16 protein-coding genes and 1 tRNA gene are annotated in these 22,907 nt (G+C 56.6%); 10 read left to right on the top strand and 7 right to left on the bottom strand.

Features of this window, described 5'->3' with window-relative positions; all coding sequences use genetic code 11:
- Nucleotides 1-1,569, bottom strand: coding sequence for a GAF domain-containing protein (locus GbCGDNIH6_RS07620; protein ID WP_081370027.1), 1,569 nt, complete (start codon nucleotides 1,567-1,569; stop codon nucleotides 1-3).
- A 181-nt stretch (nucleotides 1,570-1,750) separates the two neighbouring features.
- Complete coding sequence (locus GbCGDNIH6_RS07625; RefSeq protein ID WP_081370028.1) at nucleotides 1,751-3,433, bottom strand: alginate export family protein; 1,683 nt, start codon at nucleotides 3,431-3,433, stop codon at nucleotides 1,751-1,753.
- A gap of 1,114 nt (nucleotides 3,434-4,547) precedes the next feature.
- Here GbCGDNIH6_RS07625 and GbCGDNIH6_RS07635 point away from each other — a divergent pair.
- From GbCGDNIH6_RS07635 to GbCGDNIH6_RS07645, 3 genes are all read left to right on the top strand, one after another.
- Complete coding sequence (locus GbCGDNIH6_RS07635; RefSeq protein ID WP_081370030.1) at nucleotides 4,548-6,719, top strand: TonB-dependent siderophore receptor; 2,172 nt, start codon at nucleotides 4,548-4,550, stop codon at nucleotides 6,717-6,719.
- 158 nt (nucleotides 6,720-6,877) lie between these two features.
- On the top strand, nucleotides 6,878-7,750 hold the full coding sequence (locus tag GbCGDNIH6_RS07640; RefSeq protein WP_072563444.1) for a LysR family transcriptional regulator: 873 nt from the start codon (nucleotides 6,878-6,880) through the stop codon (nucleotides 7,748-7,750).
- Nucleotides 7,747-8,895, top strand: a complete 1,149-nt coding sequence (locus GbCGDNIH6_RS07645; protein WP_072563445.1) for a TDT family transporter — start codon at nucleotides 7,747-7,749, stop codon at nucleotides 8,893-8,895. The genes GbCGDNIH6_RS07640 and GbCGDNIH6_RS07645 overlap by 4 nt, the downstream gene beginning before the upstream one ends.
- A 16-nt stretch (nucleotides 8,896-8,911) precedes the next feature.
- Here GbCGDNIH6_RS07645 and ftsY read toward each other — a convergent pair whose 3' ends face one another.
- From ftsY to dapF, 3 genes are read right to left on the bottom strand one after another with little or no spacing between them, the layout of a single operon-like run.
- The gene (gene ftsY, locus GbCGDNIH6_RS07650) at nucleotides 8,912-9,832 is read right to left on the bottom strand and encodes a signal recognition particle-docking protein FtsY (RefSeq protein ID WP_025286937.1); all 921 of its coding nucleotides are present in this window, start codon (nucleotides 9,830-9,832) and stop codon (nucleotides 8,912-8,914) included.
- Nucleotides 9,833-11,113 carry a tRNA (N(6)-L-threonylcarbamoyladenosine(37)-C(2))-methylthiotransferase MtaB gene (mtaB, locus tag GbCGDNIH6_RS07655; RefSeq protein WP_072564453.1) on the bottom strand — a complete coding sequence of 427 codons (1,281 nt, stop codon included), beginning with the start codon at nucleotides 11,111-11,113 and terminating at the stop codon, nucleotides 9,833-9,835.
- Between the two features lie 20 nt (nucleotides 11,114-11,133).
- Nucleotides 11,134-11,961 carry a diaminopimelate epimerase gene (dapF, locus tag GbCGDNIH6_RS07660; protein ID WP_072563446.1) on the bottom strand — a complete coding sequence of 276 codons (828 nt, stop codon included), beginning with the start codon at nucleotides 11,959-11,961 and terminating at the stop codon, nucleotides 11,134-11,136.
- A gap of 259 nt (nucleotides 11,962-12,220) precedes the next feature.
- Between dapF and GbCGDNIH6_RS07665 the strand changes: the two genes are divergently transcribed.
- Nucleotides 12,221-13,711, top strand: coding sequence for a glycosyltransferase family 2 protein (locus GbCGDNIH6_RS07665; RefSeq protein ID WP_072563447.1), 1,491 nt, complete (start codon nucleotides 12,221-12,223; stop codon nucleotides 13,709-13,711).
- Between the two features lie 188 nt (nucleotides 13,712-13,899).
- On the opposite strand, the gene GbCGDNIH6_RS07670 is transcribed toward GbCGDNIH6_RS07665, so the two are convergent.
- On the bottom strand, nucleotides 13,900-15,012 hold the full coding sequence (locus GbCGDNIH6_RS07670; RefSeq protein ID WP_157692365.1) for a hypothetical protein: 1,113 nt from the start codon (nucleotides 15,010-15,012) through the stop codon (nucleotides 13,900-13,902).
- A 387-nt stretch (nucleotides 15,013-15,399) separates the two neighbouring features.
- Here GbCGDNIH6_RS07670 and rpmI point away from each other — a divergent pair, with 387 nt between their 5' ends.
- From rpmI to GbCGDNIH6_RS07700, 6 genes are all read left to right on the top strand, one after another.
- Nucleotides 15,400-15,603, top strand: a complete 204-nt coding sequence (gene rpmI / locus GbCGDNIH6_RS07675) for a 50S ribosomal protein L35 (protein WP_011632205.1) — start codon at nucleotides 15,400-15,402, stop codon at nucleotides 15,601-15,603.
- Nucleotides 15,604-15,616: 13 nt separating this feature from the next.
- Nucleotides 15,617-15,976 carry a 50S ribosomal protein L20 gene (gene rplT / locus GbCGDNIH6_RS07680; RefSeq protein ID WP_011632206.1) on the top strand — a complete coding sequence of 120 codons (360 nt, stop codon included), beginning with the start codon at nucleotides 15,617-15,619 and terminating at the stop codon, nucleotides 15,974-15,976.
- A 132-nt stretch (nucleotides 15,977-16,108) separates the two neighbouring features.
- Nucleotides 16,109-17,179 carry a phenylalanine--tRNA ligase subunit alpha gene (pheS, locus tag GbCGDNIH6_RS07685; RefSeq protein WP_072563449.1) on the top strand — a complete coding sequence of 357 codons (1,071 nt, stop codon included), beginning with the start codon at nucleotides 16,109-16,111 and terminating at the stop codon, nucleotides 17,177-17,179.
- Nucleotides 17,180-17,182: 3 nt separating this feature from the next.
- On the top strand, nucleotides 17,183-19,642 hold the full coding sequence (pheT, locus tag GbCGDNIH6_RS07690; protein ID WP_072563450.1) for a phenylalanine--tRNA ligase subunit beta: 2,460 nt from the start codon (nucleotides 17,183-17,185) through the stop codon (nucleotides 19,640-19,642).
- A 167-nt stretch (nucleotides 19,643-19,809) separates the two neighbouring features.
- Nucleotides 19,810-21,615: a translation elongation factor 4 gene (gene lepA, locus GbCGDNIH6_RS07695; RefSeq protein ID WP_072563451.1), complete on the top strand. Its 1,806-nt coding sequence runs from the start codon at nucleotides 19,810-19,812 to the stop codon at nucleotides 21,613-21,615.
- Between the two features lie 52 nt (nucleotides 21,616-21,667).
- Nucleotides 21,668-21,757 (top strand) — tRNA-Ser (locus tag GbCGDNIH6_RS07700).
- Nucleotides 21,758-22,023: 266 nt separating this feature from the next.
- Here the strand turns inward: GbCGDNIH6_RS07700 and GbCGDNIH6_RS12405 are convergent.
- Nucleotides 22,024-22,413 carry a hypothetical protein gene (locus GbCGDNIH6_RS12405; RefSeq protein ID WP_157692366.1) on the bottom strand — a complete coding sequence of 130 codons (390 nt, stop codon included), beginning with the start codon at nucleotides 22,411-22,413 and terminating at the stop codon, nucleotides 22,024-22,026.
- Nucleotides 22,414-22,907 lie beyond the last annotated feature (494 nt).

Below are 22,907 nucleotides of genomic sequence, written 5' to 3' on the forward strand. Positions count from 1 at the left end.
TTACAGGCCGTGCCCACCTCGCTGCTGACCATCCTGCTGACCATCCTGCTGACCACTGGCAGGGCGCCGCAACAGAATATCCATCAGTCCGGCACGGAGATTTGCAGCGATTCTGACATCCGTTGTGGTCCAGACGAGGCTTTGATCTTCCACTGTCTCCGTCCATACGGCAAAGCTGCTGCGCGGAGACAGGGTGCCGTCCTCACCCTGCGATTTGCCACCATGAGGATTACCGGCCCATGTAACCGTGCTGACGGTTTCCTGCCGGAAAAACAACAGATAATCAGACCCTTCAGGAGAAAGCGGAACGGCCAGCACACCGGGCGGAAAGTGTGGATATTGCGCAAGCGCGGGAAACACCGCCCTTATCCGCGCAGAGGCATAAAGCTCGCCACGCCGTGCATGATCCAGCAAACCAACCAGCGTCATGATCGCAGTCTCTGAAGGAACCAGTTGATACGCTGACACGGCACCGCTCAGCACGACTGCCACGCCGTCACACGAAACCATATCGGCTATCGCGGCCAGATGGTGCCGCAATCCGCCTCCGCCCTGCTCCCTCAGCGCAGGCAACAAATCTTCCAGCAAGTCGCGCAGACGGTCATCACGCTCCTGCTGGATTTCCCCCTCCCGGCTGTCCAGCAGCAGGGAGAACATCTGACCAAACATCTCCATGACCGCCCGGCGGTCTGCGGCAAGCCAGAGCGGACGCATGGCATGACAGGCAATCAGCCCCCATAACTGCCCGCCGCGCAGGATCGAGATCGAGGCAGAAGCCACCACGCCCATATTGCGCAGATACTGGACATGCACCGGCGAGACGGCCCGCAAAGTGGAAAGTGACATATCCAGCGGTTCTGTCTGCTCCGGCAGAGACAAAAGGGGGCAGGTTTCGTCCTCTGTATCGCCAATCAGGCGGAGCCAACTGCGTTCGTAAAGCGTCCTCGCCTGACGCGGAATGTCGGTGGCCGGATAATGCAGGCCGAGACAGGATGCTGTGCCGGACCGAAGACTTTCCGCCACGACCTCCCCCGATCCATCCTCGGCGAAACGATAGATCATGACACGGTCATAACCGGTCAGGGCACGAATCTGCCGTGTGGCTTCCTGAAAAAGCGGTGCTATACCCCGGCTCTGCTGCAACCGTCCGAACATCATCCTGACGGTGCTGGAAACATCATTCCGGCCGCTATTGCCGCATACCGATGGCTCGGCCTCGATCACATAAGTATCGGCCATGATATGGATAGAAAAATCATAGAGCACAGCCTCTTCATCATGACGCAGCTTCAAGCCAAACAGACGCTCCGTCATGGCAGCACTGCCCAGAATCTGCACGGCACCCCGCAATGCATGAACCGTTTCCGGCGGCAACAACGTGATCAGGGAGCAACCCAACACCATAGAAGCCGAGGCCGGAAGATAGTCGGCAATGTTCGCGGATACATGCGTCACGTTCCACAGACGTGAGACTGCGATCAGGAAACCATAGGGCTGTATGGCACCAGGCGTGTGGATCGGTTCACGATCACACTCGGTCAGGGGAAGCATCTCTTGTCGCAGAGGCATCTGGGGATAACCGTTCTTGAAGGTAGCCGCCAAGCCATATTTTTTTAATGTATATAGGCTTCACTTGGTTCTGGCTATCGCATCATGATGAACAGTTAGTGAGCCGGGAACTTATTTCTTTATGGTCGATATGAAAAAGGCTCCGGCATAGATATCGGAGCCCTGATACTCATGACTTGGCTCAGAAACGGTATTCAAGCGTGCTCAGCCAGAAGAATCCATCTTTGGCACCGACCTTACGCATACCGTCCGACAGGAACATGTGGGCGAAATCGTTGGTGAATGTCAGATGCTGGTCGATCCGCAGCGCCACGGAAAGCTGGGGATTGAAACCGATGAACCCACCCTGCAAATTGCCGCGCGGCGGATAGATGCGGTTGGTGCCATAGACCGTATCATCCGTGTTTGCACGCCAGTTGAGCGGAAGACGCGCACGAATGGCAACGGCGCTGTGCGGCACCCAAAGCAGGTTCGGCCCCACGGAAATCAGGTTACCCGGCGCCAGATAGGTGGAGGAATCCAGATAGCTCGTCGATGGAGCGAAAGGCGCGATATACGTGCCAATACTACCGGTTTTATCGTTATAATTACCGCCGGAGTAATAGTCAGCCTGTATCCCGAGGGAAGGCGTACCATACATTTTGCTGAACCGCCATGCGATAACGTTATTCAGGGCAAAAGCCTCAACCGGACGGGTGGCACCACCTCCTTTAGGCCGGAACTCGCCACCCTGATAGGTACCACCAAGGCTGAATTCTATCGGACCGGCCTTACCCCAGAACCGCACGCCGACATTGTCACGATGGGTTGTACCGGCCGTGGTGCCGCCGGCCCGGGCATTGGCGATCGAGGCATTGGAGCCACCAACCAGATAGCCCATGTAATAAAGATCGGCGAAGATCTGACTGGATTTGCCTAGGAATTTAAAATTAGGCAGTGCGTAGCTGCCATACGCACCCCACAGCCGATTTCCCCAGGACTCACGGAATTTGAATGCTCCGGAGCGGCTTTCATCAACAGAGACGAAGTCGAACACGTCGACGCGGAAGCGTGACCACACATTATAGGCACGCACGCCTTCCCAACTCTGCGGGATATTCGGATTGCCGCGATCGAAAATCATATAGTTCGGCACATCCAGAAACTGCTGCCGTCCGACAATGATGCCACCCTGGCCGCCCAGAACCTTACCCTTCACTTCCGCAAACAGGTTCAGGAAATCCATGTTAGTGCGCTGGGTGCCGCTGTAGCCAAAATAATTATGCCCCCAGGCCTGACCGCTGATGACATCGGTATAAATGCGCAAATGATCTCCCAGATGCACATCGGCGCCATACTGGCTGCGCAACAACAGACGATCGGAGCTTTTCTTCGACTGATATCCAAAAAAAGGTGCCTGATCGAAGAAATTACGTAAACGTTCGCTGCCATTGAACGTAACGTAGATGGAGCCGCTATCATTCAGTTTGACGAATTTCAGCGGATCGAAGAAATCCCTGCGCAGGGAGGGGTCACGCAAATAACTCCAGTCTTCTGCCCAGCGAACCTGACCATACCGGGCCACCGGGCCAAAACCGGCAGCCACCCCGGCCTCGGCATTGAACACGCCCCATGGCCCCTGATGCACGGTGGGGATCTGGCCCGGCTTGTTCTTCTTCAGCTTCACCAGTTCAGGGTCAGCCGATATGTCGGGCGCACTGCCGAGGGTTGAGGAGACGCGACTTCCTGTTGTCTGCTGATCAGCCGCCCATCCTTGCACAGGGCACAATGACGATGCCACGCTGAGACCAGCCACCGACAACAATCCAGGCACAGACATCCGGGGCAGACGGCTGATGCCGCGCGTCCTTAAGACCTTCGACATGACAAAGCAATTCCTGTTTTACCGCTCGGCGGCCGTGATCGGCCACTGCCACCGCTTAGGGAAACTTCAATAAAGCCCGATCCAGACCGTCAGGTCTCACGCATAGTTTGTTTCTATAGCGCAACAGATTACCGCGACATAAAATTTCAATAACTGCCTTGCTCAACCCTATGAGTGAACTAAACCTGACAGCGAGATGTCATATTTTTTATTCAAATTATGTCAATCTCATTCCATATTCACATCAAAATACGATCTAAATGGTTGCAATAAAGTCACAAATAACATTATTAAATCGTATTTTTGAAGAGTGATTTTTATCCTGCACGAGACTGAAATGATTGATTCGAATCATTCTCCATTGGCGAAAAGAGTCCAAATGATTAAACCCACCCCATGAAAAACAAGGGGCCATTTCCTGCGCTGCACCACAGGCTGATGCAGTGGCAGGCCATGCCCGGCTGGTGCTTTTTCTCATGGCAGGTAAATTGATGCTGCGCGGGACCAGACGCCCGCGAACAGGAAACTGTTTTTCCTGTCTTGCTGCCCTAGTCACTCTAATCCAACTCGTCTTGCCTATCTGGGCAGCCTGGCCTTCCACCCACCCCTATGCTTGGGCATTCCGTACGGCCAGAAGTGACACCTTCACACCACACAGCCCGCCCTGCACGCACCCAAGCGCAGACACCACGCATGGCGTTTCAGAAATACATTCGGACAAGGGGGAAATCCCTCCCGGCCATAAGCTTGCTGATCCAGATTCCTTCCCCGACATACCCGCCGGGGATTGCCACGACAATGACGGCTGTCCGATCTGCCGCCTTGCCGTCATGCCTGTCCTTTTTCCTGCAGCGGAAATCAGGCTGGCCGCATTCAGCTACACGTACTCTGTCCGCCTCGTGTGGCCTGCATCAGATAATACGCTGTCAACCCATGTTCTGCTTCTGGCCCGCGCACGGGCGCCTCCTTTTTCCGCATCGTGATTCTCCTTTCATCCGACGGATACAGGCAATCGCCTGATCCGCCTTGTTATCCAGGCTTCCTGCGGCATGAACCGCGTGATTGGCCAGAGCGCCATCATGCTGATGCAGCCGCCTTTTGAGCGAAAACCACGATGTCATCCCTCTTTCATCCCATTCCTCGCGATCGTCAGCCGGTTGCATGGCAAATCCGGCTTCCATCCCTGTCCTTGCTCTGGATTGCCGCCATGCCCGGCCTGGCCGTCGCCCAGCAATTGGAAGCAGAGAGTCCTGAACTTCCGACCCTGTCCGTATCCGGCCAAGGGGGAAAACAGGTCCATACCACGCCCTCGCAGGACTTTCTGATCCCGGTGACACGCAGCGCCACCAGAACCGATACACCCGTGCGCGATGTGCCTCAGTCCGTGACCGTAGTGCCGGATCAGGTACTGAAAGACCTTGCCGCAACCCGGGTCGATACCGCGCTGCGCTATGGTGGCGGCTTTGATGTCGGCAATACGTTTGGCGGATTGTCGCTCGATAATTACGTGGTGCGCGGTTTTGCGACCTCTGAATATTACCGCAACGGCTTTGCCGCCGGCGCGCGCGGTTATCAGCCGATGCCAGACGCATCCACCATCCAGAATGTCGATCTGCTGCGCGGTCCGGCAGCCCTGGTGTTCGGCCGTGGCGATCCGGGCGGCACATTCAATATCGAGACCAAACAGCCGCTTGATCAATCCGCCGTCAGCGTCAACAGCATATTCGGTGGCTACGCCCTCGCACGCGGCAGCGTCGATGCGACCGGAGCGCTGAACGCCGATCACACACTGCTGTATCGCCTGAATATTGCCGGTGAACGCAGCGGCAGTTTTCGCAACACGGTTCACAGCAACCGTCAGGTTGTCTCCCCTGTGCTCAGCTGGCGTGCTTCCCCCAACACCACCGTCACGCTGGAAACCCAGTTGATGCAGGCAGATGCGACGTTTGATCGTGGCGTCGTGCCCATCAATAACCAGCTTGGCCCGGTACCCATCTCCACCTTCCTCGGTGAACCGGATGACAAACTGATCCGCAACAAAAGCGCTGTCATCCAGTTAAGGGTGGATCATAAAGTCAATCAGAACTGGAGCTTGCGTGGCGGGGTTCAGGTCATGGACGGCGCCCTCACCGGCTTTGCGACAGAGGGGGCAAGCCTGCCCGCCAACTCCGTGTTGATGTCCCGCTCTCGCCGGTATCGTGACTATCATTGGGATGATCTGATCGCCCAGACCTACGCCACCGGCCATCTCGCCACCGGAAGAGTGCGGCATACGCTGCTGCTGGGAGCCGAATTCGAACGCTATACCGAGCGTGAATTGTTCATGAGTTCCAACGCCAAGCAATTTCCGGATCTCATCAACGTGCTCAATCCGGTTTATACCGGCCTGACACCGCCGCTCGGCATCACGAACGATACGCAGGAGCTGAGTTATAGCGGCGCGCTGGTGGCGCAGGATCAGATGGATCTCACCCGGCGGCTCAAATTCCTGCTCGGGCTGCGGCTGAATTATTTCAACCAGCAGATCGTGTTGCAGAACAAGAACACCACCACCAGCCAGTCGGATCTGGTGCCGACACCGCGTGCCGGGCTGGTTTACGAAGTTTCCAATGCCGCATCGGTCTATGCGAGTGTTGCTCAATCCTTCAAGCCGAATAGCGGCGTCAGTGCTTCCGGCACGGCCTTCGCGCCGGAACAGGGAACGGCTTATGAGGTTGGCACCAAGCTCGATCTGATCGACAACCGGCTGAGCATTCAGGCGGCCCTGTTTACCATCGACAAAAGCAATGTGCTGACGGTCGATCCCACCAACGCCAATTTCAATATCGCTGCGGGTGCGGCGCGCAGCCGGGGCTTCGACGTTGCCATCGCCGGATCGCCCGCGCCCGGCTGGCAGGTCATTGGCGGCTATGCCTTCACCGATGCCATGGTGACCAAGGATGCACAGCTTGCCTACGGCACACCGCTGATCAATGTGCCACGGCATACCCTGTCCCTGCTGAATGTCTATGAAGTCCAGACCGGCCCGCTAAAAGGGCTGGGGATCGGGGCCGGGGTGATTTATCGCAGTAACCGGGCCGCCACCAGCAATGACAGCGGCGTGATTCTGCCCTCCTATGTCACGCTGGATGCGCTGGCCTACTACAAGCTGACGCAACATGTGCAGCTGGCGGTGAATGCAACCAATCTGACGGATGCCACCTACTATGCCAATAGTCTCGGGGCCTTGCGCATTATGCCCGGCTCTCCACGAACCGTATTCGGCAATATTACCTTCAACTTCTGACATCTCCTGACCAGAAAAGCGCCGGAGCAACAAAAAATTGTATGCTCCGGCATTCAAACCCATCAACCAATCAATCTGCTTTTAAGATTAAAACAAACACATTAAACTGTTAGTCAGATTGATATGGTCTCTGTATCTTTTCAGCAGGAGATCAGATCATGACGCTGGAACAGTTACGTATCTTCATCGGGGTTGCCGAACGTGAGCATGTCACCCGGGCAGCCGAGGCCCTGAATGTCACGCAATCTGCAGCCTCCGGCGCCATTGCCGCGCTGGAGGCGCACTATGGCATCGCACTGTTTCATCGCATCGGGCGCGGGATCAGCCTCACCGAAGCCGGTCGCGCCTTTCTGGACGAAGCCCGTCTCGTCATGCAGCAGGCGGCGCATGCGGAAAGAATACTGGCCGAGTTCACCGGCATGGCACGTGGCACGCTGAGCATCGTCGCCAGCCAGACGATTGCCAGTTACTGGCTGCCAGCCCGCCTTGCCGCTTTCCGCACGCTTTATCCGCAGATCGAGCTTGAACTGAGTATCGATAATACCGAAGGCGTTGCCGCCCGGATTCTCGACGGTTCCGCCGATCTCGGGTTTATCGAGGGCATGATCGACGAAGCTTCACTGGCCCGATGGGTGGTGGCGACCGATCCAATGGTACTGGTCAGCCATGAAAACACCGCTCCTGTCGATACGCAGTGGTTGCGCACCGCGCGCTGGATCATGCGGGAACAGGGGTCCGGTACACGATCAACCTGCGACGGAATCATAAAAGCTCATGGGATTGATCCGGCCATCCTCACCATTGCCATGACACTCCCATCCAACGAAGCCGTGCGCAGTGCAGTCGAAGCCGGGGCCGGTGTGGCGATGCTGCCCCGACTGGTGGTGGAGCGCGCCCTGACGGGGGGTGATCTCATCGAGTTGCCTCTGGTTTTGCCCGACCGTTCGTTTCATGCGCTCCGCCACAAGGAACGCTCTCGCAGCCGCGCCGCTGATGCCTTCACCGATCTAATCAGGGAACTGAAATCATGAGCACCTTACAGGCTGTCATTTCAGGTCTCAGACCTTTCAGCCGCCTCGATCACCCGAGGGAAATCATCCGGCAATTTACCCCCAACTGGTTTGCCGCGACCATGGGCACCGGCATTCTGGCACTCACCCTGCCGCAGGTGCCTGGCATCGGTCCGGCACTGAAACCCATTGGTGAGGCATTGTGGTTCCTCAACATCGCGTTGTTCATGCTGTTTACCTTGCTCTATGCCGCGCGTTGGGCACTGTTCGGGCATGAAGCACGCCGCATTTTCGGCCATAATACGGTCTCGATGTTTATCGGCACCATCCCGATGGGACTGGCCACAATCATCAATGGCTGTGTGGCGTTCGGTATGGATCGCTTTGGGCCCGGCATCATACCCGTGGCCGAGATGATGTGGTGGATCGATGTTGCCATGTCGCTCGCCTGCGGTGTGGCCATCCCATATCTGATGTTCACGCGCCATGAGCACAGTCTGGATGGCATGACGGCGGTCTGGCTGTTGCCTGTCGTGGCCGCGGAAGTCGCCGGCGCCAGCGGTGGTCTGCTTGCCCCCCATCTGGTGGAAAGCGTGAATCAGTTCACCATGCTGGTTACATCCTGCGTACTGTGGGCCTGTTCGGTGCCGGTCGCATTCAGCATCCTGACCCTGCTGGTGCTGAGAATGGCGCTGCACAAACTGCCGCATGACAGTATGGCGGCCTCCTCCTGGCTGGCTTTGGGGCCAATCGGCACCGGCGCGTTCGGGATGCTGCTGATCGGTGCGGATGCGCCCGCCATTCTGGCACAGCATCATATGGCCGCCACAGGTGTGACAATGCAGGGGTTGGGTATCATGGCGGCCCTGCTGCTCTGGGGGTTCGGGCTATGGTGGATGATGCTGGCGACCCTTATCACCATCCGTTACTGGCGCGCGGGGGTGCCGTTCAATCTCGGCTGGTGGGGGTATACTTTCCCACTCGGTGTCTACACGGTGGCGACATTCCGGCTTGGCGTCATGCTGGATGCCGGGTTCTTCAGCCTGATCGGTACTTTCCTTGCCGCCATTCTCACAGCGATGTGGCTGCTGGTCAGCGCCCGAACTCTCATCGGGGCATGGCGAGGCACTCTGTTCGTCTCCCCCTGCATCGCGTCAGGGAAGTGATGCCCCGGCCTGAAGACTACACCGCCCCGACCAACCCGCGTGCAAACTCCATCGCGTCGAAAGGACGCAGATCGCCCGCCTTCTCCCCTACCCCCACCGCATGCACCGGCAGACCGAAATCCTCTGCCAGTGCCACGACAATGCCGCCACGCGCGCTGCCATCCAGCTTGGTGACGATCAGGCCGGTGATGTTCACCATATCCTTGAACACCCGCACCTGCTCCACCGCGTTCTGGCCAGTGGTGGCATCCAGCACCAGCAGGATCGAATGGGGGACGGTTTCATCGTGCTTGCGCATGACGCGGATGATCTTGCTCAGCTCCTCCATCAGCGCGCCTTTGTTGTGCAGGCGGCCCGCCGTGTCGATCAACAGAATATCCGCCTGCTCCGCCTGCGCCTTGGCCAGCGCATCAAAGGCCAGCCCAGCCGCATCCGCACCGGCGGGGCCGGAGATCACCGGCGCACCGACACGCTCACCCCAGACCTGCAACTGCTCCACCGCTGCCGCACGAAACGTGTCACCTGCCACCAGAATGGAGCGTAGCCCCTGATCTTTCCAGCTCTGTGCCAGTTTACCGATCGTCGTGGTTTTGCCGGTGCCGTTCACGCCCACCATCAGGATAACATGCGGTTTACGCGTCAGATCAGGCTCCAGCGGAATAGCCACCGGATGCAGGATCTGGGCAATCTCCTCAGCCAGGGCAGTCTTGATCTCCTCCTCCGTCACTTCCCGGCCAAAGCGGGTACGGCGGAAAGCCTCGATCACACGCGCCGCAACCGAGGTACCGAGATCGGCAGCAATCAGGGCTTCCTCCAGCTCCTCCAGCGCCGCATCGTCCAGACGGCGGTGGCTGATCACCGAGGTCAGATTGGTGGTCAGCTTCTGCGTGCTGCGCGCAAGCCCTTCCTTGAGCTTGCTGAAAAAACCGAGTGCCATTCAGGCCATCTCCACTTCATCGGCCACCAGACCATGCTGGTCGGCCCCAACCACCATGGCTTTCATCAGACGCCCCGGCTCTGTCGGGCGAGACAGCCGGGTCGGGATGAAATGCTCGCTATGCCCCGCTTGCTCCGTCTCCGTCAGCAGGCTGATGGTCCGGCCGAGCTGAACGGCGAAAAACGGCTCTGCCTGCCGGGCTGCTTCCTCCCGCAATCTGGCCGCACGCGCGCGCCGCTCCGCCACCGGGATCGCGGGCATGCGGGCAGCAGGTGTACCAGGACGCTCGCTGTAGGGAAAAACATGCAGAAAAGGCAGCTGCGCCTCCCTCACGAAAGCCAGCGTTTCCTCGAACAATGCATCGGTTTCGGTCGGAAACCCGGCAATGACATCGGCACCGATCGCGATGCCGGGCCGGAGACGGCGCGCCCGCGCCACTGTCTCCAGCGCTCCGGCGCGGGAATGACGTCGCTTCATACGCTTCAGAATCATGTCGGAGCCAGCCTGAAGGCTGAGATGCAAATGCGGCATCAGACGTGGCTCCTCGGCAATCAGGTGCCACAGATCCTCGTCGATCTCCTCCGGATCCAGCGAGGAGAGCCGCAGCCTCGGCAGTTCCGGCACCAGCGCCAGCAGGCGGCGCATCATCTGCCCCAGCCCCGGCGCGCCCGGAAGATCCGGGCCGTAACTGGTGATGTCCACGCCGGTCAGCACGACTTCCTGATACCCGCGCTGGACCAAAAGACGCACCTGATCGACAATGGCGCCGATCGGCACGGAACGGCTGGGGCCACGACCAAACGGGATAATACAAAAGGTGCAGCGATGGTCGCACCCTTGCTGCACCTGCACGAAAGCCCGCGCCCGGCCTGCGAATTCCGTCACCAGATGCGCGGCCGTCTCCTTGGCCTGCATGATGTCGGAAACGGCGGAAAGCGCATCCGGTGCCCAGCTTTCCGGCTTCAGCTTGTCCTCATTCCCCAGCACTCTCGTAACCCCGGGCAGAGCAGCCCAGCGTGCCGGATCGAGCTGCGCGGCACAGCCGGTTACCACGATCTGCGCCTCGGGCCGTTCACGATGCGCCCGGCGGATGGCTTGGCGCGCCTGACGCTCTGCCTCGCCGGTTACAGCACAGGTATTGACGATAATCGTATCCCTGAGGGCAGCCGCATGCCCCCGCATGACTTCGCTCTCATAGCTGTTGAGGCGACAGCCGAAGGTCAGGATATTGACACCCGCCGCCTCAGACGCCGACACGGGGGGCGGGGGAACATCCTGCATCACTTCGTCAGCATCATGGCTCATCCCGTGATGCTTTCCAACGCAATGTGGCCATGAAACACGGTCGCGGCCGGCCCAGTCATCAGCACATGTCCATCCTGTTCCCGCCAGTGGATCAGCAATTGACCGCCATCCAGTTCCACCACAGCCTCCCGCTCCGCCAGACCACGCCGGACTGCATTCACCAGCGTGGCGCAGGCTCCGGTGCCGCATGCCAGAGTCAGCCCGGCACCGCGCTCCCATACCCGCAACCGGATATGAGAGCGGGACAGCATTTGCGCATGGCCGATATTCGCGCGCTCCGGAAACAATGGATGATGTTCCAGCAATGGGCCGGTCGCCGGAATATCCAATGCTGCCAGATCGGCCACGAAAAAGGTCGCATGGGGATTGCCCATGGAACAGGCAGCCGGCATCTTCAAACCAGGCGCTTCCAGCGGCAGGAACAGCGTATCCATCTCCCGCGCCAGCGGCACATCGCGCCAGCCAAGCCCCGGCTGCCCCATATCAATACAGATGCCATTGCCGGTGATCTCCGCCCGCAGCAGGCCGGCAACGGTTTCCATACAGGGCGCGGCGATGCCATCCCGATGCAGCAAATCCGCTACGCAGCGCGTGGCATTGCCACAGGCTCCGGATTCACTGCCATCAGGATTATAAATCCGCATAAAGGCATCCGCGACCGTGGATGGCTCCAGCACGATCAACTGGTCACAGCCCACCCCGGTACGGCGATCAGCGATCGCCGCGACCTGAAAACCGGACAGAGCGAGGCTCGGCCCCTTCCTCGCGTCGAAGACGACGAAATCATTCCCAAGCCCGTGCATCTTGATGAAATCGGTCAACATGCCGTCCTTATATGGAGCACGGTGTAGGTGTGATAGAGATTTTTAGGCCAGAAAAAATTTGCCTCCCAGGCTTGGTGGCCCGGCAATGGGATATCTCACCTGACAACTCCGATCAGACTCCTATGATCAAGCATTGTCATTTACCCAAAAAAATATTATTTTAATAATATCGTTTCGGTTCTCTGTGGTAAATTTCGATCATGCTTTAAAGTAAAATAAATCTTACAATATTCGCAATATTAATAGCTTAAGGCCACAGATGAAGACCGCAGTCGCTGCTATTTTTAAAAATGAAGAGCACGATATATTATCATGGATTTCATGGTATATTAATCTTGGATTTGATACACTCATTTTGTTCAATGATTCCTCTACAGATAGATCAAGATCTATCTTAAGCGAATGCACCCTGAGGTATGATATAAGAATTATTGACGTCCCGCCGACAGACGAAAGCCATATTTATCGGCAGAAAAGCTGCTATATTGAAACACTGAATATTTACAAAGATGAATTTGACTGGATCGGTTTTTTTGATCTAGATGAATATTTATTTTTGAGTGAAAATGAAACTCTTCATCATTTTTTGGACAGGCCGGAGGATGTAGGCGCAGTCGCCATTCATTGGTGCTGCTATGGACCCAACGATCACCTCTTCAAGCCACAGACTCATCCTTTTGTAGCTTTTGACAAGCATTTTCCTGCCTCACAGCCCATCAACAGGCACATCAAAACACTTCTGAGGCCCAAAGCATGGGCCGGAAAATGGCACAATGTGCATTATTTCGACGTTTCCCCGTATCATTATGTCCATGCTTGCGGCAAGGAAATCTCATGGGCTGATCCTCGCGGAATTACCAGCACAGAGGCAGACTTTACAAGGGCTAGACTTATGCATTTTCAGTGCAGAAGTCTTGAACAATTCCTGGCACGGTTAAAAAAACGCCCCGATGTTCCACAGACGATCACGCCTTGGCTTGGAGCACAGGAAATGGCGACCGTTTATGATCCACGCCCAGGGCAGCTCCAATCGCGCATTGATAGGATCATTTATGATATCCGGATGGCGGTTGCACAAGCACGAATGGCAGAAATTATTAGTACCTTTCCACATGACAACCTTTCTGAAAAAACAGTTCCCAAATATAATTTATCATCTCCCGTCTCCATATTTGTAATTAATCAACAAAAAGATGCAGAAAACAAAATTGATTTTTTTTCAATTAAAACATTCGAAGGCCACTATTTAGGCTATGATACAATCAATCTCTGTTTTAGGAATGGCCCTATCGATGGAGATATTCTTCCGGTTATAGGTGCTGTTTTTGCAGAGCACCCCCTCATGGTCCATCTCATTGTCCCCGGAGATAAAGAAGCGCTTCTCCAGATCAACGGCGATTCCAGAAGGAGCAAATGCCTACGCTATGAAAGAGTAAATGTGCAAGATCGCGAAGGTATTTTTTACTTGCGTCATCCGCTCAGCAAATTTTTCATCTGCTGTGAACCACCATACCATGGTGGAAAAGTAACGTGCTCACGCAATGAACCCAAATCATGGGAAGAATTTTCTTTTGTTCCCCTTGAAGAGCACAAAGCACCACGCGATATCGAGTACAGTTTTGTTCAAATGCTTCGGAATCCAAATCTTCTCGGCAATGAAAGCGACAAAATTTCAATATGCTATCAATTGCTAATAACAAAATACAATCTTGATAAAATAGAAAATTTTCAACTTCCTTATTCATTGTAAAAATTTTATTTAAAAGGCTACATAGAATATTATTTGCCTTTTTAAGAGGCGCAGCTGTAAAAATACTATCAATAAAAGCTGTCTTTCTAAAGCGATACTGCAAAACAGTGCAGTATCGCTTTAGATTGTTACAAATATAGTCATGCTCAAATCATCAATGTTGCTGACCACAAATTTAGTCTACAGTATTATGGCATTCTTTTAAGGCCCATATACTGCCCTATTCTTGCATAATGATCGCGCTCTGATTTGATACGACCGCATGACATGTCCAGCCCGACCTGATGGTAAGTTCTGGTGTAAAAACCGCGTTCCAGTTTAAAGGCAGCCCGGTTGTCAAAAAAACCGTTGTTCATATAGTCATTATAAATACCTATATTCCCGAACAAATCAAAAACGGATGATTTTTCAGGATAATATTCAATATATTCCTCAATATTCAGACTTCTAATGTAATCATTAATATACATCTCTCCGTCGGGTACGATCTCCCGTAGCTTATCAGGCTCCATCGGCTGCCAAGTTGTACGAACAGGATCAAGATAGGCACGATACTGGTCGACATGGGTTCCGTAATAAACGGGGAACATATAAAATTTATACCTTGGATCATCCAAAGGCAGCAGCATACTGGTCGTATGCTGCATCGGGTTCAGGACACCTGCGATCGGGAAATGAATGGTAGTGGCATTGGACATCCACGCTGCCATCCATGAGAAGGTGCTGACACAAAGGACGATATGTTTTGATTTCCTCAAAAAATCAAAGTCCTCTCTTACTCCGCGAGACTGTATGAATGTTGCGTGAGGGAAAAAGGACCGCAATTCGGTCATATAGGGGGATTCATCAAGCTGCCCATAGAAAATCGGCTTTTTCCCGGTTTTAGCAACCAAGTAATAATAATATTCCGGCGGAAGAAGCGTGTAATCCTGATGGATACCGCGGAGAATTTCACCACCACGGATATTGATGACCAGTTCATCATCGCCTCCCCCATCACCGTTAGGAATAGCGGAGAAAAACTGTTCGTAATCAAGCTCTTCTCTGGTCGGGAAGTTTTTTACATGCTGACAATATCCCTCCAGTGAGATAAATTTGGCATCCGAATGACGGACCGCATGCGCCAGACCGGGAGCCGGCACATAGCCGGCCTGACGACCATTTGCATAGGCTGTATTATGCAGCCCCCATCCTGCCAGTCCTATATCTGGCAGATCGATCCCGAATATCGGGATCTTGACATTCGTAATGTCGCCATACCCCAAATGCTTCCTGATCTTGAGCGCACTCAAGTACATCATAAGGATGTTACCAGGATTTCCTTGAGCCCATATTTTAATTAAGAAATTCATTTTTACCGAAATTAGTAGTAATTGCTTCACAAATAGTATAATGAAAATTTTAAATTGCCAACAAACAAAATTGAACTAAATCTGATTTGGTGCTAAAAGTACTTTGATCTGCCAATGTGCCTGAATCATATTACTAGCACGAGCAAATGTTAAGTTTGCCTCTATCAGTATGCAAGAGGTCAAACCCTTTTCCCCTTGCCATCGCCAGTCCGGCACGCTAAGTCCCCGACCCTGTTCGCGCGCCTGGGCCTGTATGGGCATGCCCGGCCGCAGCAACCCGTGGCTTATCCTGATCCAAGGATGGCCGGCGGGCTGGATAACATGAAGGAGAATAAAATGCCCAAGCTGAAGACGAAGTCTTCTGTGAAGAAGCGCTTCAAGATTACGGCCACCGGCAAGGTGCTGGCTGGTCCTGGTAAGAAGCGCCACAATCTTTCCGCGCGATCCCAGAAGGCAAAGCGCCAGAACCGTGGCAGCCAGGTGCTGACCCATGCTGACGGTCTGACCGTCAAGCAGTGGGCCCCCTACGGCCTGAACTGAGGAGAGCGCATCCATGGCACGTGTCAAACGCGGCGTTACCACCCACGCCCGTCACAAGAAGGTTCTGAAGGCCTCCAAGGGGTTCTTCGGCCGTTCCTCCACCAACTATCGCATTGCGCTGGAGCGTCTGGAAAAGTCGCTGCAATATGCGTATCGCGACCGCCGGGTGAAGAAGCGTGATTTCCGCGCTCTCTGGATCCAGCGTATCAATGCCGCCGTGCGTGAGCATGGCATGACCTACAGCGTGTTCATCAACGGCCTGAAAAAGGCCGAGATCGACATGGACCGCAAGGTTCTGGCCGCCATCGCCTTTGACGACGCCGCTGCTTTTGCGGAAATCGTGAAGAAGGTGCAGGGCGCTCTGGCTGCTTGATCGCCCTGATGGAGTGATCGAAACAGGCTGGATGATCTTCATTCGGCCTGCTTTAATACCCAAAAGCGATGGGGTTTCGACCCCGCTGAAATCCGGGGCCCTGGCCCCGGATTTTTCGTATGTGGAGTTGCCATGTCGGACGATCTGACCGCCCTGCGAGAAGAAACCGATGCCGCCTTGCGGGACGCCGCCGATCTGCGCGCCTGGGATGCTATCCGTGTCGGTGTGCTGGGCAAAAGCGGGAAGCTGACCGCTTTGCTCAAAACACTAGGGCAAGCGACTCCGGAAGAGCGAAAAGAGCGCGGAGCAGCGCTCAACCGGCTCAAGGAATCACTGAGCGAAGCCATCGAAGCCCGTCGGGTAGAGCTGGAATCCGCCGCTCTGGAGGCCCGGCTGACCGCAGAGCGCATCGATATCACCCGCCCGCCGCGCCCACGCATGACCGGCGCAATCCATCCGATCAGCCGCACCATTGAGGAAATGACCGCGATTTTCGGTGCCATGGGGTTCAGCGTCGCTGAAGGTCCGGATGTGGAGGGCGACTGGCATAATTTCGGCGCCTTGAACATTCCCGCGCACCACCCTGCGCGCGCCGACCACGACACGTTTTATCTGCCGTCAGAACAGGAAGGTGCTGCCCCCCGCGTGCTGCGCACTCATACCTCTCCGGTCCAGATCCGCACCATGCTGAATGCCGCGCCACCGATCCGCATCATCGCGCCCGGCCGCACCTATCGCGCTGATCATGACGCCACGCACAGCCCGATGTTTCATCAGTGCGAGGGGCTGGTCATTGGCCGCTCCATCACGCTGGGGCATCTGAAAGGCACGCTGATCGACTTTCTGCGCGCTTTCTTTGGCGTGCCTGATCTGCCGGTGCGTTTCCGCGCCAGCTACTTCCCCTTTACCGAGCCCTCGATGGAGGTGGATATCGGTTGGAACCGCAAAACCGGCGAGCTGGGCGGTGGCGGCGACTGGCTGGAAATCCTCGGCAGCGGCATGGTGCAGCCGAAAGTGCTGGCCAATTGCGGGATCGACCCGCGTGAGTGGCAGGGCTTTGCGTTCGGCATGGGGGTGGAGCGCGTGACGATGCTGAAACATGGCATCGCCGATCTGCGCCCGTTCTATGACAGCGACCTGCGCTGGCTGCGTCATTATGGTTTCAATCCGCTGGCCCCCGTCAGCCTGCATGAAGGGGTGTGAGCCATGAAATTCACCCTGTCCTGGCTTAAGGACCATCTGGATACCGATGCCTCTCTGTCCCGTATTGCCGAGACCCTGACGGTCATCGGGCTGGAACTTGAAGGCATCGAGGATCGTGCCGCCGCCCTGACCGGATTCAACATCGCCCGCATCGTCAGCGCGGAGCAGCATCCCAATGCTGATCGGCTGCGCGTCTGTCAGGTAGAAACCGGTACGGAGCGCGGCACGATTCAGGTCGTCTGCGGCGCGCCCAATGCCCGTGCCGGGATTGGCGTGGTGCTGGCAACCCCCGGAGCAGTCGTCCCCACCAATGGTATGGTCATCAAGGAAGGCGAAATCCGTAGCGTGGCCAGCATGGGCATGATGTGCTCGGCGCGGGAGCTTGGCCTCGGCGATGAGCATGACGGCATCATCGAATTGTCGCCCGATCTGCCGCTCGGCACCCCCTATGCAATGCTGGCCGGCCTGGATGATCCGGTGATCGAGATCAGCGTCACGCCCAATCGGGGCGATGCACTGGGCGTGCGCGGCATCGCCCGCGATCTGGCCGCTGCCGGCATCGGCACGCTGAAGCCGTTCCAGCCGGTTCCGGTCGCAGCCTCTGTCCCCTCTGCTATTTGCTGGAGGATCGAGGATCATGAAGCCTGCCCGTTCATCCTTGGCCGCACGATACGCGGTGTACGCAACGGCCCGAGTCCGGACTGGCTGGCAGCACGGCTGAAAGCCATCGGGCTGCGTCCTATCAACACGCTTGTCGACATCACCAATTACATCTGCTTCGATCTGGGTCGCCCACTTCATGTATTCGATGTCGCACGGGTGCAGGGGGATACGCTTACCGTTCGGCGCGGCGCGGGCGAGAGTTTCCGAACCCTGAATGGCAAGGATATCACCGTCACGGCGGAAGATTGCGTGATCGCCGATGCAACGGGCGTAGAGTCTCTGGCCGGCATCACCGGCGGCGAGCGCACCGGCTGCACCGAGACCACCACCGATGTCTTTATCGAGTGCGCCCTGTTCGATCCGGTACGGATCGCCCGCAGCGGACGGCATCACCAGATCAGCACCGATGCGCGGCAGCGCTTCGAGCGTGGTGTCGATCAGGCCCTGCTGCCTGCCGCTCTGGAAGCAGCCACCGCCATGATCCTGAGCCTGTGCGGAGGGGAGGCCAGCGCCATCACCAGCGCCGGAGTGGAACCCTCCTGGCAGCGCGACGCCACGCTGCGTTTTGCCCGGCTGGAGGAACTCGGCGGCCTGGCGGTGCCTCCGGATGAAGCCGTCGAGGCTTTGGAACGTCTTGGTTTCGGCATCCTGTCCCGAAATGCGGAGCATGTGACGGTCTCGGTCCCGTCCTGGCGTAATGATATGGCGGTCCGCTCACCGCTCGACCTACCCTCGACATGCGATGCCGCGCGCGCTGCCACACTGGCGGAGGCCGCCGCCGAAGCCGAGCCGGAAGCCGAACTGATCGAGGAAGTGCTGCGCCTGCGCGGTATGGATGCGATCCCGGCCTGCTCGCTGCCGGTGGATCATGCCGTACCGGCTGCCTCATTGTCGCCGCGCCAGACCCGCGCGGCGCTGGCCCGGCGCGAACTGGCCGCATCCGGCCTGATGGAATGCGTCACGTTCAGCTTCGTGGCGCATGAGGTCGCCGCCCGGTTCGGTGGTACAGAGGAAAGCCTCCGCCTGCTCAATCCCATTGCCTCAGATCTTGATCAGTTGCGTCCGACACCGGTGGCAACGCTGGCGCTGGCGCTGGCTCGCAACGCAGCCCGCGGCCTGCCGGAAGCGGCGCTGTTCGAGGTAGGGCCTGCCTTCTCCGCCAACGGGCAAAGTCAGGTTGCGGCCGCCATCCTCAGCGGGATGACGCCTCGGCACTGGCTGGAACCGGCCCGTTCACTGGATGCGATGGATGCGAAGGGCTATCTGTTCAGCCTTCTTTCGGCATTGGGCGTGCCGATGGACAGTCTCTCCGTCACCGCCGATGCGCCTGGCTGGTACCATCCGGGCCGCTCCGGTGTGGTGCGGCAGGGGCCGAAAACCGTGCTCGGCACGTTTGGGGAATTGCATCCGAGCCTGATCGAAGCGATGGACCTGCCCTCTCCCACCATCGCCTTCGAGCTGCTTCTGGAGGCGGTGCCTGAACCGAAACGCCGCCGCCGCGCCGCACCGACCCTGCCGCCTTTCCAGCCTCTGACGCGCGATTTCGCGTTTCTGGCCCAACGCGGCACCTCGGCCGACGCCCTGCTGCGGGCCATTCGGGGGGCGGATCGCACACTGATCACCCGCGTATCGCTGTTCGATGTCTATGATGGCGACAAACTGCCGGAGGGGATGATCTCGCTGGGGGTGGAAGTGACCCTGCAACCGCTGGAACGCTCCCTGACCGATGCGGAGATCGAGGCAATCAGCGCCAAAATCGTCGCTGCCGCCGGAAAAGCAGTCGGAGCCACACTGCGTTAAAAACCAGCCGCCCGCACGGATGGTACAAGCTTTGTTGCCCAGAAAGCCTCGCCGGGATGATCCGGCGGGGCTTTTTGTTTTCAACACATGCTCCCCCTCAAAAATCACCGGGCGGAAAGGCCATATCAGGGCTTCGCGGGAGGGGTTTTTTTGCGTATCAGGCGTCCATGACCGACATTCCCATCGACCGTATCCGCAATTTCTCGATCATCGCCCATATCGACCATGGGAAATCGACCCTTGCCGACCGCCTGATCCAGTTGACCGGCGCGTTGTCGGACCGCGAAATGACCAACCAGGTCCTGGATAATATGGAGCTGGAGCGGGAGCGCGGCATCACCATCAAGGCACAGACCGTGCGCCTGACCTACCGCGCCAAGGACGGGCTGGTCTATGCGCTGAACCTGATGGACACGCCGGGCCATGTCGATTTCGCTTATGAGGTCAGCCGGTCTCTGGCAGCCTGTGAAGGCTCTCTGCTGGTGGTGGATGCCAGTCAGGGGGTGGAAGCTCAGACGCTCGCCAATGTGTATCAGGCGATCGATGCCAACCACGAAATCGTGCCGGTGCTGAACAAGGTCGATCTCCCCGCCGCCGAGCCGGACCGGGTGAAAAAACAGATCGAGGATGTAATCGGCCTCGATGCCTCCGACGCGCTGATGATCTCAGCCAAGACCGGCCTCGGCGTGGATACGGTGCTGGAGGCGCTGGTCACCCGCCTGCCTGCGCCGAAAGGCAATGCCAATAGCGAATTGAAGGCGCTGCTGGTCGATAGCTGGTACGATGCCTATCTGGGTGTCATCATTCTGGTGCGAGTGAAGGATGGCGTGCTGCGGCGTGGCCAGAAAATCCGCATGATGTCTACCGGCGCGACCTACACCGTGGATCAGGTGGGCGTATTCAGCCCGCGTATGACGCCGGTGGAGACGCTCCATCCGGGGGAGATGGGCTATATCAACGCCGCCATCAAAACCGTGGCCGATACCAATGTCGGTGATACCATCACCGATGACCGCGTGCCGGCGGCCGAGCCGCTCGCAGGCTTCAAACCCTCCATTCCGGTGGTGTGGTGCGGCCTGTATCCAATCGACGCCGATGATTTCGAAAAGCTGCGCGACAGTCTCGGCAAGCTGCGCCTGAACGATGCCAGCTTCCATTTCGAGGCCGAGACCTCTGCCGCGCTGGGTTTCGGGTTCCGTTGCGGCTTCCTCGGGCTGCTGCATCTGGAGATCATTCAGGAAAGACTGAGCCGCGAATTCGACCTCGACCTGATCGCGACCGCGCCATCGGTGGTGTACAAGCTCCACAAAACCAATGGCGAGCATCTGGAACTGCACAACCCGGCCGACATGCCGGATGGCAGCGTGATCGAGAAAATCGAGGAACCATGGATCAAGGCCACGATCATGGTGCCGGACGATTATCTGGGCGCGATCCTGACCCTGTGCAGTGAGCGTCGCGGTCAACAGGTTGACCTGACCTATGTCGGCAACCGGGCAATGGCGGTATATCGGTTGCCGCTGAACGAGGTGGTGTTCGATTTCTACGACCGCCTGAAATCAGTCAGCCGTGGCTATGCCAGCTTCGATTACCAGATGGACGGGTATGAGGAGAGCGATCTGGTCCGCATCTCGATTCTGGTGAATGCGGAGGCGGTGGATGCGCTGAGCTTCATCGCGCATCGGAGTGCGGCGGAAAACCGTGGGCGGCAAATCTGCGCCAAGCTGAAGGAATTGATTCCCCGGCAGCTGTTCAAGATCGCCATTCAGGCCGCCATCGGCAGCCGCATCATCGCCCGCGAGACGCTGGGCGCGCTAAGCAAGGACGTGACCGCGAAGTGCTATGGCGGCGACATCAGCCGCAAGCGGAAGCTGCTGGAAAAGCAGAAAGAGGGCAAAAAACGCATGCGCCAGTTCGGCAAGGTGGAGATTCCGCAATCGGCCTTCCTCGCCGCCCTGAAAATGGATAACTGACCCCCTTGCATTCCCCCGTCAGGGTAGGTAATAGCACCCCACTCTGGCATCCGGAGAGATGGCCGAGCGGCTTAAGGCGCACGCTTGGAAAGCGTGTGTGCGTGAAAGCGTACCGTGGGTTCGAATCCCACTCTCTCCGCCAGTCGCATCTTCCAGATGACGCCATAAAGTGCCAAAAGCCTTGTTATCTCTTGTTAAAATGGCGCTTTATCAAACCATAAGATACCAAGATAAACTTTATCTACCCGGGCAATCCCGGGACTAATCCGGGACCAGAATTATCCGTTTGAGATAAAAACCGGGACCAATTTCTAACGCCGATTCATTGATTCGCGAAATCACCATCCTGCGCGCACAAAAAAGCCGGGGACATACCCCGGCCTCTTTCGTCCAGATTGGTGATGGCGGTCAGTGGGTCGTGGCAGCAGTCCCAGCCGCACCGACAGTCATCGACGGATCACGCGTCAGCAGTTGGCCAAGACCGGCTTCCACAGCCGATGCAAGTGCGGCATCGGTTTTCGCGCCAGCCGACACCAGCACCGCCGGGGCGACATGTTTTTGCAGATACTCCACGCCTGCTGCCATAGCCGCCGCACGGGATGCCGGATCAATGATCGGCTTGCCGGCCGCAACCGAGGCATAATACGCCGCACCAACCGCCTGCTGCCCCCGACCCCGACCATTCACAAGGTCGAGGCGGTGATGGCTTATCCTGTGCGCCTGCACAGCCAGCTGGGGTATGATACCAATTTCGTTTTTGCCGCCGAGACAGCATAAAGCCCAGTACCAGTCTGGCATATGGCTGAAAGTGGGATTCTACAATGCAGGATTGCCCGTGACATGCGGCGGCCCGGCGCGCATGTACAAATGGTAATGAAATCCGGACATATCCCAAACTGTTTTTGAAAACCCCATACACGTATTTCTGACGCTTTTGCGTTAATGATGCCTGTGTGGCAGGCGATGAGATAACGCGGCCGTAATAGATGCCTGACATAAAATTGTCATTGTAATGGATCCGCAATGAATAGTGTAGTGTACATAAAAAAACTGCGACAGCCCATAATATTGGAATAAAAATTGATTTTGTTTTTTTAAATAAAAATAAAAATATCTTATCCGTTGTATTCTATTGTTTTATAGAAAATTATTTCATTTATTTTATTTTAAAAATCAAAAAAACATTTTTTTATTTCTGAAAATTGGTATTTATTTATGATATTTTCCAAAATTAATATAAAATTCGTTTAAAAATTTGTCACTTCTCAAAAATGAGAATCAGAGGCACTATG

Origin of the sequence: Granulibacter bethesdensis (assembly GCF_001889525.1) — a bacterium.
Taxonomy (GTDB): Bacteria; Pseudomonadota; Alphaproteobacteria; order Acetobacterales; family Acetobacteraceae; genus Granulibacter; species Granulibacter bethesdensis_C.

Coding starts and splice junctions, on each gene's coding strand:
- GbCGDNIH6_RS07620 (WP_081370027.1), bottom strand. CDS start 1,569: ATGCCTCTGCGACAAGAGATGCTTCCCCTGACCGAGTGTGATCGTGAA.
- GbCGDNIH6_RS07625 (WP_081370028.1), bottom strand. CDS start 3,433: ATGTCGAAGGTCTTAAGGACGCGCGGCATCAGCCGTCTGCCCCGGATG.
- GbCGDNIH6_RS07635 (WP_081370030.1), top strand. CDS start 4,548: ATGTCATCCCTCTTTCATCCCATTCCTCGCGATCGTCAGCCGGTTGCA.
- GbCGDNIH6_RS07640 (WP_072563444.1), top strand. CDS start 6,878: ATGACGCTGGAACAGTTACGTATCTTCATCGGGGTTGCCGAACGTGAG.
- GbCGDNIH6_RS07645 (WP_072563445.1), top strand. CDS start 7,747: ATGAGCACCTTACAGGCTGTCATTTCAGGTCTCAGACCTTTCAGCCGC.
- ftsY (WP_025286937.1), bottom strand. CDS start 9,832: ATGGCACTCGGTTTTTTCAGCAAGCTCAAGGAAGGGCTTGCGCGCAGC.
- mtaB (WP_072564453.1), bottom strand. CDS start 11,113: ATGCAGGATGTTCCCCCGCCCCCCGTGTCGGCGTCTGAGGCGGCGGGT.
- dapF (WP_072563446.1), bottom strand. CDS start 11,961: ATGTTGACCGATTTCATCAAGATGCACGGGCTTGGGAATGATTTCGTC.
- GbCGDNIH6_RS07665 (WP_072563447.1), top strand. CDS start 12,221: ATGAAGACCGCAGTCGCTGCTATTTTTAAAAATGAAGAGCACGATATA.
- GbCGDNIH6_RS07670 (WP_157692365.1), bottom strand. CDS start 15,012: ATGATGTACTTGAGTGCGCTCAAGATCAGGAAGCATTTGGGGTATGGC.
- rpmI (WP_011632205.1), top strand. CDS start 15,400: ATGCCCAAGCTGAAGACGAAGTCTTCTGTGAAGAAGCGCTTCAAGATT.
- rplT (WP_011632206.1), top strand. CDS start 15,617: ATGGCACGTGTCAAACGCGGCGTTACCACCCACGCCCGTCACAAGAAG.
- pheS (WP_072563449.1), top strand. CDS start 16,109: ATGTCGGACGATCTGACCGCCCTGCGAGAAGAAACCGATGCCGCCTTG.
- pheT (WP_072563450.1), top strand. CDS start 17,183: ATGAAATTCACCCTGTCCTGGCTTAAGGACCATCTGGATACCGATGCC.
- lepA (WP_072563451.1), top strand. CDS start 19,810: ATGACCGACATTCCCATCGACCGTATCCGCAATTTCTCGATCATCGCC.
- GbCGDNIH6_RS12405 (WP_157692366.1), bottom strand. CDS start 22,413: ATGCCAGACTGGTACTGGGCTTTATGCTGTCTCGGCGGCAAAAACGAA.